The sequence below is a fragment of the Allokutzneria multivorans genome (genome assembly GCF_039537405.1).
GTDB classification, from domain to species: domain Bacteria; phylum Actinomycetota; class Actinomycetes; order Mycobacteriales; family Pseudonocardiaceae; genus Allokutzneria; species Allokutzneria multivorans.
The window spans coordinates 431537-446497 of record NZ_BAABAL010000016.1 but is presented as its reverse complement, the minus strand read 5'-3'; the positions used below and the strand labels follow the sequence as shown (position 1 = coordinate 446497).

Annotated in this window: 11 protein-coding genes; 5 read left to right on the top strand and 6 right to left on the bottom strand. The window is 68.8% G+C overall.

Translation table 11 applies throughout. The features are described from left to right. Nucleotide 1: 1 nt before the first annotated feature. Together ABD798_RS20970 and ABD798_RS20965 are read right to left on the bottom strand one after the other, a co-directional pair. Nucleotides 2–1369: a M1 family metallopeptidase gene (locus ABD798_RS20970; protein WP_344877349.1), complete on the bottom strand. Its 1368-nt coding sequence runs from the start codon at nt 1367–1369 to the stop codon at nt 2–4. 87 nt (nt 1370–1456) lie between these two features. After that, nucleotides 1457–2257 (bottom strand): PP2C family protein-serine/threonine phosphatase, encoded by an 801-nt coding sequence (locus ABD798_RS20965; protein ID WP_344877347.1) that lies wholly within the window; start codon nt 2255–2257, stop codon nt 1457–1459. Between the two features lie 75 nt (nt 2258–2332). Here ABD798_RS20965 and ABD798_RS20960 point away from each other — a divergent pair, with 75 nt between their 5' ends. The 3 genes from ABD798_RS20960 (at nt 2333) to ABD798_RS20950 (ending at nt 5711) form a co-directional block, all read left to right on the top strand. Beyond that, on the top strand, nt 2333–4087 hold the full coding sequence (locus ABD798_RS20960) for an N-6 DNA methylase (RefSeq protein ID WP_344877345.1): 1755 nt from the start codon (nt 2333–2335) through the stop codon (nt 4085–4087). Between the two features lie 3 nt (nt 4088–4090). Then, on the top strand, nt 4091–4993 hold the full coding sequence (locus tag ABD798_RS20955; RefSeq protein WP_344877343.1) for a serine/threonine-protein kinase: 903 nt from the start codon (nt 4091–4093) through the stop codon (nt 4991–4993). A gap of 169 nt (nt 4994–5162) precedes the next feature. Next, nucleotides 5163–5711, top strand: a complete 549-nt coding sequence (locus ABD798_RS20950) for a DUF1062 domain-containing protein (protein WP_344877342.1) — start codon at nt 5163–5165, stop codon at nt 5709–5711. Between the two features lie 33 nt (nt 5712–5744). Here the strand turns inward: ABD798_RS20950 and ABD798_RS20945 are convergent, their stop codons facing one another. The 3 genes from ABD798_RS20945 to ABD798_RS20935 all read right to left on the bottom strand — a co-directional run bounded on the left by ABD798_RS20945 (nt 5745) and on the right by ABD798_RS20935 (nt 9495). Continuing rightward, on the bottom strand, nt 5745–6854 hold the full coding sequence (locus tag ABD798_RS20945; RefSeq protein ID WP_344877340.1) for an HNH endonuclease signature motif containing protein: 1110 nt from the start codon (nt 6852–6854) through the stop codon (nt 5745–5747). 338 nt (nt 6855–7192) lie between these two features. Then, the gene (locus ABD798_RS20940) at nt 7193–8155 is read right to left on the bottom strand and encodes a S8 family peptidase (RefSeq protein WP_344877338.1); all 963 of its coding nucleotides are present in this window, start codon (nt 8153–8155) and stop codon (nt 7193–7195) included. A 173-nt stretch (nt 8156–8328) separates the two neighbouring features. Then, nucleotides 8329–9495, bottom strand: a complete 1167-nt coding sequence (locus ABD798_RS20935; RefSeq protein WP_425549245.1) for a S8 family peptidase — start codon at nt 9493–9495, stop codon at nt 8329–8331. A 155-nt stretch (nt 9496–9650) separates the two neighbouring features. Here ABD798_RS20935 and ABD798_RS20930 point away from each other — a divergent pair, with 155 nt between their 5' ends. Both ABD798_RS20930 and ABD798_RS20925 read left to right on the top strand, forming a co-directional pair. Continuing rightward, on the top strand, nt 9651–12383 hold the full coding sequence (locus ABD798_RS20930; protein WP_344877336.1) for an ATP-binding protein: 2733 nt from the start codon (nt 9651–9653) through the stop codon (nt 12381–12383). Then, nucleotides 12380–13150: a hypothetical protein gene (locus ABD798_RS20925; RefSeq protein WP_344877334.1), complete on the top strand. Its 771-nt coding sequence runs from the start codon at nt 12380–12382 to the stop codon at nt 13148–13150. Before ABD798_RS20930 ends, ABD798_RS20925 begins: the two co-directional genes overlap by 4 nt. A 24-nt stretch (nt 13151–13174) precedes the next feature. Here ABD798_RS20925 and ABD798_RS20920 read toward each other — a convergent pair whose 3' ends face one another. Next, entirely contained in the window at nt 13175–14767 is a 1593-nt protein-coding gene (locus ABD798_RS20920) for a glycosyl hydrolase family 18 protein (protein WP_344877332.1), read from the bottom strand. Nucleotides 14768–14961: the final 194 nt, after the last annotated feature.

Here is a 14961-nt window from a genome sequence, read left to right as displayed (position 1 = left end):
GCTACCAGCCGGGCATGGGCGGGGTCTTGGCGTCGTAGAGCCAAGCTCGGAGGAAGGCCGTCAGGTCGGTGCCGGACTCGCGTGAGGCCAGCGCGATGTAGTCGGCCGTGCTCGCCGCCTTGTCCCGGTACTGGGCGACCCACGCGCGCTCGATCTTCTCGAAGGTGGCGGCGCCGACCTTCTGGCGCAACGCGTAGAGCACGAGCACGGAGCCGTCGTAGACCATGCGACTGAACAGCTTCGGCTCGGTCGGCTTGGCGGGCGGGCCGTAGGTGGAGCGCCAGGAGTCGTGCTGCGAGTAGATCTCGCGCATCTTCGACTCCAGGTTCTCCCAGCCCTTCTCGGCGGCGAAGAGGCGTTGGTAGAACTGGGCGTGGCCCTCGGAGAGCCACAGGTCGGACCACTGCCGGACGGTGACGCTGTTGCCGAACCACTGGTGCGCGAGCTCGTGGATCATGTCCTTCTCGGCCGAGCTCTCGGAGCCTGCGAGGTCGCCCTCCGGGAACATCGACAGCGTCTGCGTCTCCAGCGCGACACCGAGATCTGTGTGCGCCACAAGGATTCCGTAGTTGTCGAAGGGGTACTTGCCGACCCGCTTCTCCATCCACTCCAGGTGCCCGGGCGTGCGGGTGCGGTACTTCTCGACCTGCTGCACGAGGTCGGTCGGCACGACGTCGCGCAGCGGCAGGCCGTTGGGCCCGGTCCCGTTGGTGACGGTGAATTTGCCGATCGCGAGGCCGACGAGCTGCGTCGCGACGGGCTGCGGCGAGTCGTAGCTCCAGCGCACGCGGTTTCCGGCGATGGCCGTGCGGGATTTCAGGGTTCCGGTCGCCACGGCGGTGATGTCGGCCGGAGTGGAGATCGTAATCGAGATCGGCGCCTTCTGGCTGGGGTGGTCGTTGTTGGGGAAGATCAGCCGCGCGCCGTTGGGCTGCGGGTAGACGACGGTGCCGTCGGGCGTGGGAATCCAGCCGTAGACGCTGATCGCGTCGCTTCGCCTGCGCTGCAAGGTGGGGTCGGCGGTGTAGCGGACGGTCGCGGTGAAGCGCTGCTGCGCCGCGAGCGCCTTGGCCGGGGTGACGGTGAGCTTGTCGCCGGTGCGCTTGGTGGTCGCGGCGGCACCGTCCACTGTGACCTCACGCAACTGGTTGCCCGCGAAGTCGAGGGTGAAGCTCGACAGCCCCTGCGTTGCCTCGGCCTCGACGGTCGCGGTAGCTTCGAAGGGCTTTTTCGTTGCCTGCCAAGCAAAATCGAGCGCATAGTGGGTGACGCGGTACCCGGTGTTGCCATCGTTGGGGAAGATCGGGTCGCCGAGTCCTGCCGCGTGCGCGGGCGGCGCGATGAGGATCAGCGCGAGGGCCAGCGCCACGAGATGACGAATGTGCTTCACACGTGCTGTACGCCGTCGACACGATGCGGGGTTGTAGGCGGCTGAGCATTCGTCCCGAGCCGAAGGCTAGCTCGCTTTCGTCGTGCCGAGAACCCGATGCGCGCCAACGGTGATCCGTTCCGTGCGCGCACGTTCCGGCACCACGTCCGCGACCACGCAGGTGATGTTGTCGGGCCCACCCCCACGCACGGCCAGCGTGATCAGCCAGTGCACAGCGTCGGCCGGTTCGGTCGCGGTCGCCAGCGCCTCGCGCACCGCGTGATCACCGACAACGTCGGTCAGGCCGTCGGAGCACAGCAGGAAGCGGTCGCCCACGTGGGCTTCGACGCGGAACAGGTCCGGCTCGAAGGCGTTGCCCGCCTGGAGGGTGCGCATGAGCACCGAGCGACGCGGGTGCCGCTCGGCCTCCTCCGCCGTGAGCCGCCCCGCGTCGACGAGGGACTGGACCATCGTGTGGTCGTGGGTGATCTGCCCGAGCAGGCCGTCCCGCAGCACGTAGGCGCGGGAGTCCCCGACGTGGGCCACCGCGAAGCCGCTGCCGTCCCAGAGCAGCGCCGTGACCGTCGTGCCCATGCCGCGCAGGTCGGGATCGGCGTCGGTCAGCGCGTCCAGCCTGCGCGCCGCCTCCGCCACGCCGTCCCGAACGAGGCCGAGCATGTCGTGTTCGCGCAGGTCAACGCCTTCGGCCCAGAGGTCGAGGTCGAGGAGGGCGCCGATGGTCGCGGAGCTGGCCACCTCGCCGTGGACGTGGCCGCCCATGCCGTCGGCGACCGCGAGCAGGCTCCGGCCGAGCAGCGCCGAGTCCTCGTTCTCCGACCGGCGCGGCCCGGGGTCGGAGCCGATGGCCACGCGCAAGCTGTGTGTCATGCCCCCAGTAGAACACCTGTGAACTGAGTTCACAAGCAACTCGGCTGTGCATTCGCGCGCTGCTACAGTGAACGGATGAGTGAGGCCACGGTCAACGCGGGTGACATCGCGCGTCTGGTCGACGTGGGCCGTGCCGCGGTGAGCAACTGGCGGCGCCGCCACGAGGACTTCCCGCAGCCGGTCGGCGGCACCGCGACCAGCCCGCTGTTCTCGCTGCGCGAGGTCGAGGACTGGTTGCGCCGTAACGGCAAGTCCTACGAGCTCTCCGCCGCCGACCGCGCGTGGCAGCGGTTGCGCGCGGAGGGCGACGACCTCCGGCTGGGCGAGCTGGTCGCGTCGGCCGCCGTTCTGCTGCTGCGCGAATCCGGCTTCTTCACCGCGGGCGCCATGCCCCGCGACACCGAGGCGATCCTTGACCTGGCCAGGGAGAACGGCCCGGCGACCGCGCTCGACCTGCTCTGCGAACGCTACGTCGAAGCGCACTCGCGGCGGCTGACCGTCACCTCGCCCGAGGTCGCCGAGCTGATGATCCGCTTGGCGGGCGCCGACACCGGCACGGTGCTGGACCCGGCGTGCGGGCTGGGCACATTGCTTCTGGGCACACCGTTGCTCGGCGGCTCAACCGATCGCGTTCTCGGCCAGGACATCGACCCCGTGCAGGCCACGATCGCCGAGGCGCGCCTGGTCCTGCACGGGCTCACGTCGGCCGTCGTCTGCGCGGATTCTTTGCGGCAGAACGGTTTCCCCGGCCTCGAAGCCGACACCGTGGTGTGCGAGCCGCCGTTCGGCGACACCAAGTGGGGCTACGCGGAGCTGACCGCTGATCCTCGGTGGGTGTACGGCCTGCCGCCGCGCGGGGAGCCGGAGCTGGCGTGGGTGCAGCACTGCCTCGCGCTCGTGCGGCCCGGCGGGCGCGTGGCGATCCTGCTGCCCAGCGCCGCCGCGAGCCGCCGTCCTGGGCGGCGCATCCGGGGCAACCTGCTGCGCGCGGGGGCCCTGCGCGCGGTGGTGACGCTCCCGGCGACCGGCTCGGACCTGTGGCTCCTGCGCCGCCCTGAGCCGCAGGAGCGCCCGCCGTCGCAGCTGATCCTGATGGAAGCGGGCACCGATCTGTCCACAGTGGACCTCGAAGCCGGAGAGAAGGTCCGCATCATCGACCTCCTCGACGACGACGTGGACCTCAGCCCGGCGAGGCGGCGAGGCGGGAACCGCGACCTCGGCAGCGAGTTCTCCTCGGCGCTGCGCCGCTTCCACGACTTGGCTCCGGCCGCTGCCCCCGAGCTGGAGGTGCTCGCGCGGCGCAGGTCGCTGCCCACCACGACGCTCGGCGAGCTGATCAAGGCCGGGTTGGTGTCGGTGCGGCACTCCCCCGCCAGGATGGGCGAGGGCGACCAGCTCGTGCTGACCTTCGACGACCTCGCCGACGGCCTCGCCCCGACCGGCCGCGCTGGTGGCTTCGACCTGGTCACAGCAGAGCCCGGCGACGTGATCGCTTCGCCCCTCGGCATCGCGCGCGTGGCCACGGCGCCGGTCACGCTCGGCGCGCACCTCGCGGCGTACCGCGTGGACCCCGAGCGGATGGACGCCGAGTTCCTCGCCGGGGCGCTGCGCGCGGGTGACCACCGCGCGCACCTCGGTTCCAGCCGCGTCGACGCGCGCCGCACGCAGCTCCCCCGGCTCTCGCTCGCCGAGCAGCGCACGTACGGTGCCGCGTTCCGCCGCCTCGCCGAGCTGGCCGACGCGCTGCGCGAGACCGCTGCCGCCGGGCAGGCGCTGGTCCGGCTAGGCTTCGACGGACTCGTGGATGGCAGCCTGGGACCGAGGAGCTAGTGGATGCTCGTCGCCGACCGCTATCTGCTCGAAGACCTGCCGCTCGGGCGCGGCGGGATGGGCGCGGTGTACCGGGGGCATGACAAGCACCTCGATCGCCGCGTCGCCGTGAAGTTCCTCCAGTTGCCCGGCGGCCCCGACGACGAGCTTGAGCGGCGTTTCGTGCGCGAGGCGCGCATCCTGGCTCGCTTGGAGCACCCCGGCGCCCCCGTGCTCTACGACTTCGGCACCGTCGATCACCGGCTGTTCCAGGTGATGCAGTTCATCGACGGCGTCACCGTCTCCGATCTCGTCGGCGAACTCGGCCCCGTCCCCGTTGCGTGGGCCGCTTCCGTCGCCGCGCAGGCGTGCGCGGTCCTCACCGCGGCGCACGCTCTGGCGATCTGCCACCGGGATCTCAAGCCCACCAACCTGATGCTGTGTCCCGATGGCAGCGTGAAGGTGCTCGACTTCGGCCTTGCCGTGCTCCGCGAGAGCGACCTCGCCCAGTTCACGCGCGCCGGCCAGCTCCTCGGCACTCCGTCGTACATGGCTCCCGAGCAGATCCAGCGCGGTGTCGCCGGTCCGCGCAGCGATCTCTACGCGCTCGGCTGCGTTCTGCACGAAATGCTGACAGGCCAACAGCTTTTCACCGGCCCCACTGCTTACGCGATCTTCGAGAAGCAGGTGAAGGAGCAGCCTCCGGCCGTGCTCGGTGTCCCGCAGGAGCTGAACGCCCTGGTGCTGCAACTGCTGGAGAAGGACCCGGAGCACCGCCCCGCCGACGCCGTCGAGCTGTACGACCGCTTGCGCCCTTTCGCCGCGATTGTGCCTTCCCTGCCCGGTTTCCTGACTCCGCCGACCACTCCGAGCCCCGGCCGGATGTACGCCCGCATGGTCGGGCAGGCGGAACCCCTGACGCGTTAAATCCGCTGGCCCGGCACCTTCGCGTGCGGCTATCGTGCCGCTGACCGAGTCGCCCAGCCAGGGACGTGCCGTTGTACGCCTAGTGAGATCTCCCGAGCACTCGCGCGCCGCGCATTAGCGCCTCGCGCTTCTTCTTGCTGCGGTTTTCTCACTGAACGGGTGTACTCCTGTGCTCGAACAACAATGGGTGGTCGTTCCCACCTGCCCTCCGCTCGTCGTCCGGCGTTGTCACGCGTGCGCTTCCGAGCGCTTCGAGGCGAGCGGCAAGTTCCGCGTCAACGCTCACCACAAGATCCTCGACGCTTGGCTCCTCGTGCTCTGCACCGTGTGCGGCGACACCGTCAAGCTCAGGCTCGCGGAGCGCGCGAACGTGCGCTCGATCAGTCCGGAGCTGCTGAATCGTTGGCACAACAACGATCCCAGCCTCGTGACTGAGTTGCTTCAAGATCCGGGTGTGCAGCGCCGCAACCGCTTCACCCTGGATTGGGACAACACCTGGCGTCTCGACACCGGCGGCGCTCTCCCGGATCAGGAGGTGATTGACGTCCGCGTTCGCTTCGCCGCGCGGATTCCTGTCCGGCCGGTGCGGTTGATCGCCGAGGGGTGCGGTCTTTCGCGGGGCGAGGTCGAGAGGCTGATCGTGGAGGGGAAGCTCGTTTCGGCCGCAAGGCTGAGCGGCAAGCTTTCCGATGACTTCACGTTCACGCTGAAGCGCTGAGTCTCTTCTAGGGCCTCTCCGGTCGGAGGGGCCCTAGAAGGGTGCGGGTTCGGCGATGGGCTCGGGCGCGGTTTCGTAGGTGTGGCCCCGAGGTGTGGTCCATGCGTGCGTACCGTCGTCGCGGTTTTCGCAGGTCCAGTTGGTGTGGGTTTTCATGCGGTGGTGATGCCTGCATTTGGGTCGCAGGTTCTTGAGCGTGGTGTTGGAGCCGTTGTAGGGGCAGCAGTGGTCGAGGTCGCAGCGGTGTGCGGGTTGTCTGCATCCGATGGCGGTACAGGTGGGGTAGCGGGCGGCGATGAGTTCGCGTTGCTTGTCGGTCGGCCGGTAGATGTTGCTGATCTCCTCGGCCATACCGGTCTTCGGGTCGGTGAGGATGCGCTTCCAGATGCCGCCTGCTGCGATGTCCCTCGCCAGTGGTGCGGGGAGTGGGCCGTAGCCGCTGAGCATCCCCGGCTTGTCAGTGAGACCGAGGGCTGAGGTGACGGGCATCGTCAGGTAGACCATGGTCTGGCCTTGCGGGGCGGCGGTTTCCATGCCGTGCAACAGGTCCCGGGCTACGTCGGAGCGCTTCTCGTCGAGAGTGCGGCGGTCCTTAAGGAGAGCTTTGGCAATGCGGTCGATGCGGTCGTAGGACAGGGCCGCGTCGTGGGCGGTCATAGTCAGGCGTAGGGAGGACATGCCGTCCTCCAGGTTGAACTTCTCCACAAGACGGGCCTTGTGTTTGACCTTGTGACGGCGCTCAGCTGCCTTCGCGTCCATGCGGTGGATATAGCGGACCCCGTACTGACGAGTCGCGGAGTAGGTGTTGGTCTCGGCGTGGGCGACGAGGACTTTCTCCACGATCAACGCCTGAGCAACGGGCAGTGTGCGGAGCAGGTCGAGGATCATGAGCGACTTGCCCTCGTCAATTCGGCCTTCGGCCATCGCCTTGAACACCACCCGATGCTCCACAAGCTCCGTCGCACGGTCGATCAACCGGGCCCCCTTGACCGGCGACACCTTCAGCACGGGCGCAATGAAGTTCTCGGCGAACTCACGATCACGATGATCTAGTCGCGCTAGATAGTCGACCAGCACACCAGAGAATGTTGCGATGGCTTGAGCGATACCTGCGTAGGCTGTTTTTACGTCAGCTTCGTCCATACCTCCTATTTTACGCCGATTAAATAGTGGATCATGGCTCTAATGGATGAATTCCCAGGCGCCCGCAACGCCAAAACGCCCCCCGCTGGAACGTAAGTCGCACAACAAAGCCGGGTCGGCTTTACCTGGGGTGCGCGTGCCATACGCTTGCCCGCGTGGGCCGGTGATCCTTCACCGTGCCCGTCCGGCCCATGACGGCACGCGCAAGGGGCCCCAGGTCAAGCCGACCCTCACGCTGGTACCGGCGCAGGCTGGAAGCCGAGCCGTCCCCGACTCGGAAGCCCAGCCGTACCCCACAAAAAAAGGGGCGTCCCCAAAGAGGACGCCCCCCACAAACCTCAACGCGTGTACAACAACCGATTAGGCGACCCACTCCCAGGATTCCGAACAACCCCAGAAGTCCCAGCAGCCACCAACCCCGCAGAAACCTCCGCAGGCGTTGCCGTAGGACGCCCAGCCAACCACAACGCAGCCGCACCAGCAACATGCGGACTGGCCATCGAAGTCCCACTCATCGTCGCAGTACCACTATCGCTCGAATGCGACGCAGACGTAATCCCCGACCCAGGCGCGAAAATATCCAGACAACGCCCGTAGTTCGAGAAGAACGCCCGGTTGTCAGAGCTGTCCGTGGCCCCCACGGTGATCACCGCAGGCACCCGAGCGGGCCCGGCCGAACACGCGTCCGCCGAGCTGTTCCCGGCCGCGACCACGAACGGCACGCCGGCCGCGGTCAGCCGACCGATCGCCTCGTCACCGATCCCCGGCGTGTCGAAGGTGAAGCTGCCGTTGACCACCGCCGGCTTCACGGCGTTCTTCGCGATCCACTCGATGCCTTCGACCCCGTCGGAGTCCGGCGCGCTGCCGTTGCAGCCGAGGATTCTGACCGCGACGAGCTTCACCTTCTTCGCCACGCCCCACGTCTTCCCGCCGACCGTCCCGGACACGTGGGTGCCGTGGCCGTTGCAGTCTTGGGCGATGGGGTCTTCGTCGACGAAGTCGTAACCGTCCGCCGCGCGGCCCTCGAAGTCGTTGTGCGACTTGCGAATGCCGGTGTCGAGGATGTACGCCGTCACGTTCGACGCGGTGGTGTCGTAGGTGTACTTCTTGTCCAGTGGCAGGTTCCGCTGGTCGATGCGGTCGATGCCGTAGGTCGGATTCGTCTGGGTGTCCGCGATGCGCGCGGTGCCGTCCTGGAAAACCTTGCGCACCAACGGGTCCGCTGCCAGGCGACGAGCGGCTCCGTCCGAGAGGCCTCGCACGATGAAGCCGTTCATGGTCGCGGTGAGCACCGACTTCACGGTGCCGCCGTACCGCTGAGCCAGCGAAGACGAAGCGGCCGTCGCGGGACCGTCCTTGAGGGACACGAGGAAGCTGCCGGGCACGGGGTTCTTCGCCGGGACGAAGTCGGCCGCTGCCCCGGCGGTGCCCGGAACTCCCAGGGAGAGCAGGAGCACCGCCGCGAGCAGCTTCACTACCGCGCCCCGGTGAAGAGCAGCTTGTTCGGGGAGCCGTTGCCCGCGTTCTTCACGACGCCGTTGGTGGCGGCGCCGGTGAGCGCGGTGGCGACCTGCGCCGGAGTGGCGGAGGCGTTGCCCGCCAAGTAAAGCGCCGCAGCTCCGACGACGTGCGGGGTGGCCATCGAGGTGCCGCTGATGGTGTTGGTGCCACCGGTGTGCCACGCCGAGGTGATGCTCGAACCCGGCGCGAAGATGTCCAGGCAGCGTCCGGTGTTGGAGAACGACGACCGGTTGTCGGCGTTGTCGGTGGAGCCGACGGTGATCGCCTCGGGAGTGCGCGCGGGGCTGGTGTTGCAGGCGTCAGCGCCGTTGTTGTTGCCCGCGGCGACACCGAAGGTCACGCCGGACTGGACGGCCTTGCGCACGGCGTCGTCGACCGAGGTGTTCGCGCCACCGCCAAGGCTCATGTTGGCGACGGCGGGCTTCTTGGCGTTCTTGGCGACCCAGTCGATGCCGCCGATGACCTGCGACCACTGGCCGGAGCCCTGGCAGTTCAGCACGCGGACGCCGACGAGCTTGACGCCCTTGGCGACGCCGTAGGTGGTGCCGCCGACGGTTCCGGCGACGTGCGTGCCGTGGCCGTTGCAGTCCTGCGCGACGGCGTCGTTGTCGATGAAGTCGTAGCCGTCGCTGGCACGGCCGCCGAAGTCGCTGTGCGCCTTGTGAACCCCAGTGTCCACAATGTACGCGGTGACGTTCTCCGCCTTGGTGGAGTAGGTGTACTTCTTGTCCAGCGGCAGGTTCTTCTGGTCGACGCGGTCAAGGCCCCACGTCGGGTTGTTCTGCGTGTCACTGGCGTAGGCGTACCCGTCCTGCTCCACGTACTCGACGGCCGGATCGGCGGCGAGGCGCTTGGCGGCGCTCTCGTCCATCTTCGCGGAGAAACCGCGCAGGGCGGCGGTGTACTCGCGCTCGACCGCGGCGCCGACCTTCGAGGCGACACCGGCGGAGCTGATGCCGGGCCCGTCCTTGAGCACGACGATGTAGCTGCCGGGCACCGAAGTGGGCTGGTTGGCGTTGCGGATCGAGCCCTCGGCGGGCGTGGAGCCCGCCTGGCCCGCGGTCACCACGAGGGCCGCGAGAGCGGTGATGGTGGCGGCGGCGATCTTCTGACGTCGCATAGTTCGCACTCCGTTCACACGGGTGGCCGTCGGGCAGGGGGTTAACTGACAGCCACGCAGTCATCACCTTCTGACGGGTACTGCCGTTCGAACAATCCGGGTAGGCATACGTAGGCATACGGATTCTTATCCGCGAGCGAACCGGAGGTGGACACGTGACGCGCTCATCGGCGTTCGTCGGCCGCTCCGCGGAGCTGGAATCCCTGCGCGCACTGCTGCTGCCGCGCGAGACCGCCGCGTTCGCCGTGGTCGAGGGCGAAGCCGGGATCGGCAAGAGTCGCCTGGTCAGGGAAGCACTTGCCTCGGTCGACCGCACCGTCCTCATCGGACGTTGCCGTGAGCCGTTCCCGTACGGGGCGATTCTTGATGCGCTGCACGGCCTAACGACTACGGCCGAACGGCCCAATCAGATAACGGGCGTGCTTCGAACACTCCTACCCGAAATCACGCACTTATTGCCCTCGGAGCCCACTCCGGTCGGCGATCGACGGTTCGACCGACACCGGATCTTCCGTGCCGTGCGCGAACTCCTCGCCGCGCTCGGCCCGGCGGTGCTGGTGATCGAGGACCTGCACTGGGCCGATGACGACACCCGGCACCTGGTCAGGTTTCTGATCACCGATCCACCACCGGAGCTGGCACTCGTGGTGACCTTCCGCCGCGAGGAACTCCCCGCAGGCCTGAACGGCAGGCGCCCACCGGAGAGCGTCCCGCGCGCGCACATCTCGTTGCGTCCCTTCACGATCTCCGAAGTTCGCGCTCTCATCGGCGAGGAATGCGCGTCCGCCGAGGCGCTGCACGAGCGCACGGCGGGCATCCCCTTCGTGGTCGAGGAAACCCTGCGCTGGGGCTCCGACGGCGTACCTCCGATGGTTCGCGAGGAGCTGCTGGAACGGCTCGCGCGGCTGCCGATCACCGCGAACCGCGTCGCTCAGGCAGCGGCAGTGCTCGGCGTCGCGGAGACGGCGGAGGTCATCGGCGAGGTCGCGGGCCTGACACCGCAGCGCTGCCGCGTCGCACTGACCGCCGCGCTCGCCGCCGGAGTGCTCCGCGAGGTCGGCGATTGCCGCTACGGTTTCCGGCATTCCTTTGCCCAGCAATCGGTTCACGACACCGTTCCCGGACCGGACCGCCGCGAACTGCACCTTCGTGCGCTGCGCGTGCTCGAACGGCGCGAGCCGAAACCGTTGCTGCGCTTGGCCGAGCACAGCCGCCGAGCCGGAGTGCTGACGAACTGGATGCGCTACGGGGAAGCAGCAGCGGCACAGGCGACGGAGTCCGGTGATCACGCCACAGCGACGGACCTGCTGCAACGTCTGCTGGAGGAACCGGAGTTGGCGGCGGCGGACGTGAACCGGCTCGCCGTGCGGTTGGGTCAGTCGGCGCACGTGGGCATAGACCAGCTCGACCCGATCGCGACCCTGCGGCGGCTGCTCGGCGATCGTCGGCTGGCCACGGCCGTGCGCGGTGAAGTGCGGCTGTTCCTGGGAATGCTGCTCATTCGCCAGGACGGCGACCTCTCGGCAGGGCTCGCGGAGATCGAGCTGGCAGTGCGCGAACTCGCCGAGCGGCCGAACCTCGCGGTCAAGGGCGTTGCCGTGCTGGCGCAGCCGTTCCTGGGCTCGGCGCCGCTGCCGGTGTTGCGGCGGTGGCAGAAGCAGTTGCACGACGGGGTCTTCGACTGCGCCGACCCCGAACTGCGCGTTTCCTTGCTGGCAAGCCATCTTCCGGCGCGGTTGCACATCGGCGAGGGCGGCGGAGTGCGGGAGCTGCTCGCCGCGCTACCGGAGGACGTCGCGACGCCGGGTGAGCAACGGCAGCTCGCACGGGCGCACTGCAATCTCGCGGACGCGTGCACCTCCATCGGCCACTACGAGTGGGCGGACAGCCTGCTGGTCAGCGGGTTGCGCTTGGCCAACGACTGCGGAGCACCGTTCGTGGTGAGCACCGCGCGGGCGACGCAGGCCCGGCTGGACTGGTTCACCGGCGCGTGGTCAGGGCTGGCGGACCGCTGCATGCGGCTGCTCGACGAGTACCACGACCTGTTCCCGGTCTCTAGCGAGCTGTCGTTGGTGCTGGGCCTGCTCGCGGTCGCGCGCGGCGAGTGGGACGAGGCCGCGCGGTGGTTCGCCGCGACCGGGGTGACTCGCCCGCGCGAGGCGATCGGGCCGGTGGCGATCGACGCGTGCGCCGGCCTGACCAGGATGTGGCTGTCCAAGGGCGAGCCCGAAGCCGCCGCGCAGGCAGCGGACGACGGGCTGAAGCTCTTGCGGGACAAAGGAATTTGGTCTTGGTCGGGCGATATGGCCCCGGTCGCGGTGACCGCGCTGCTCGGCACTGGGCGGGAGCATGACGCCTACCGGGTGGTTGACGACCTGGAAACCGGGATCGCCGGGCTGGACGCGCCGCTGCCCGCCGCCGCCCTGCTCACCTGCCGGGCTCAGCTGGCCGAGGCGCGCGGCGACCGCTCCGGCGCGATCGAGCTGCACCGCGCGGCGACCACGCGCTACGAGAAGATCGGCGCACCGTACTTCGCCGCGCTGGCCACCGAGCGGGAACTGTTGTGCCGCATGGACGGCGATCGCAGTCAGGAGGAGCTGGCCGCGCTCGCCGAGACCTTCGACGACTTCGGCGCGACCAGGGACGCGGCGCGGTGCAGGCACCTGCTGCGCGGGCTCGGCGGCGGAACGCCCTCGCGGCGCGGCAGGCGGGGCTACGGCAACGAGCTCTCGCCGAGGGAGCAGGATGTGGCTCGGTTGCTGGCGCAGGGCCGGACGAACAGGGAGATCGCCGAGGTGTTGTTCCTTTCTCCACGCACCGTCGAGCAGCACGTGGCGCGGGCGCTGCGCAAGCTCGGCGTGAGCTCGCGCGGCGAGCTGCTCACGTGACCGGGCGCGAGGTGCGGATCGACCAGTGGAACGCCTTCGACGTGAAGCGGGCGGGCATCGGATCGGCGGCCTTCCCGCTGTCGATCGAGGTCGTGCCGCAGGGCGAGACCTGGCTCGTGCACGGCACGGCGTCGACCGCTTACGACATCGTGGACGCGTTGCCGTGGGCCGAGAACGTCGCGGTGCTCAACGTCGGCCAGAACAGCTGGCTCGACGAGGATCTGCGCAGCTTGCGCCCGCACGAGATCGCCGAGGAGCAGAACGTGCCCGCCGTGGCGCACGACATCGGCGACGCGGCACCACTGATCGTGCTGGCGCGGCAGGACCTGCGCGCGTTCTTCGCGGACTGGACCCTCTACGGGGTCGACATCGTGGACTGGACCGGTGATCTGGCCCCGGAGGCGGTCGCGCGCGGAGCTGTTCGCGGTACGCACCTGCACAGCGACCACGACTGCTACCTCAGCGTGCGCAGCGACGATTCTTCAGTGGCACCAAGGGTTTTCACTCGATTACTCGCCCTGCTCGCGGCGAGCGCGCTCGGCGTCGAGGACGGCGGGACGATCACCGAGCCGCCGTGGGAGCTGTGCGCACACCTGCTCGACCAGAGCCCGTTCTGGACCGGCCGCGCCACCGGGACGGGCCCGTACGGCGTGGAGATCGGCCTGGCACCGCGGGCTTGGCGGCCCAACGATCCCGGGCCGAGCGCCTATCCCGTGCTGGTCAAGCATGATCGCGTGACCGGGACGTGGAACGGGGCCGGTGGATAGCCACCGGCCCCGCCCTGGGACGTGCTACTTCAGGCCGTTGCTCATCGCGGTGATCAGCTCACCGTTGGAGGTGTCGCCGGAGAGCTCCCAGAAGAACGCTCCGCCGAGGCCCTGCGTCTTCGTGTAGCCCATCTTGCCGCCGATGGTGGCGGGGGTGTCGTAGCTCCACCACTCGTTGCCGCACTTGGCGTAGGCCGTGCCGCCGACGGTTCCCGTCGCGGGGCACCGCGTCTTGAGCGTCTTGTAGTCGGCGATGCCCGCCTCGCCCTGGTCGCCGGGGGCCGGCCCGGTCGCGCTGCCGCCGGGGGCGCTCTGGGTCACGCCGGTCCAGCCACGGCCGTAGAAACCGATGCCCAGCAACAACTTCGACGCCGGAACGCCCTTGCTCTTGAGCTTCTGGATCGCCGCGTCGGAGTTGAAGCCGTCGGCGGGGATGCCCGGGTAGGACGTCAGTGGCGAGTGCGGGGCGGTCGGGCCCTGCGGGGAGAAGCCGCCGAAGTAGTCGTAGGTCATCACGTTGTACCAGTTGAGCGAGGCCGCGGCGCCGCCGTAGTCGGCCTTGTCGATCTTGCCGTTGTTGCTGCCGTCCGCGGTGATCGCGGCGGTGACCAGGTAGCTGGAGCCGAAGCGGTCGCGCAGCGCCTCCGACAGCACCTTGAACGAACCGAACCCGCTGGCGTCACAGGTCAGGCCGCAGGCGTTCGGGTACTCCCAGTCGATGTCGATGCCGTCGAAGACATCGGCCCAGCGCGGGTCCTCGACCAGCTTCTGGCAGGACTCGGCGAAGGCGCCCGGGTTCTGCGCGGCCTGGCCGAAGCCGCCGGACCAGGTCCAGCCGCCGAAGCTGTAGAGCACCTTGATGTGCGGGTACATCTTCTTCAGCTTGCGCAGCTGGTTGAAGTTGCCGCGCAGCGCTCCGGCGTCCCAGCTGTCCGCCACGCCGTCGACGCTCGCACCGGCGTCGTAGAACTTGTCGATGTCCGCGTCGCGGTCACCCATGACGCACTGGCCGTTGCTGACGTTGCCGAAGGCGTAGTTGATGTGCGTCAGCTTCGCGGCCGAGCCCGAGGTGTGGATGTTCTTCACGTGGTAGTTGCGGGCGTAGACCGTCCACTGCGCGAAGTACCCGAGGTTGATCTTGCCGCCGGGGCCGGGGTTGTTCGTCGTGGTCGTCGTCGGTGGCGGCGTCGTGGTCGTCGGCGTGACGCCCGTGCCGTCACAGGTCCCGCCGTCGATGCGGCAGTAGACCGGGTTGCCCGAGTTGCCGCTGTAGGTGGCGTTGAAGCCGAAGCTGGCCGACGCGCCGGGAGCAACGTTGCCGTTCCACGTGCTCTTCACCGTGACGCGGTTGCCGTTGGTGGTCTTCGCGCCGTCCCACACCGAACCCACGGTGTTCCCGGCGGGCAGCTCGAACTCCACGGTCCACGAGCTGATGGCGGAGGTGCCGCCGTTGGTGATCGTGTACTTGCCCTCGTACCCCGAACCCCAGTCCGAGGACTTCGAGAAGGTGGCGGTGACGCCGGTGGCACCGCTGGCGGGTGCGACGGCGATCAGCCCCAGAACCAGTGCGGTCACCACTCCGCACAAGGCGGCGAGGTGCCATCTGACCTTGGTCATCAATTCCTCATTCCGAACCGGGCGGCGGCGCGGACAAGTTGGCCAAAGATGTGGTCTAGACCACCGCGAGGTCAAGGCACGAGCCTCTTTCGCGCCCCGATTGCCCCCGATCAGCCCACCGCGCTCCCCCGAACGCCGCCCATCGCCCCGACGGCGCTCTCCACGCCCGCCCGGCCAGCGCCCGCTCCTCCCCC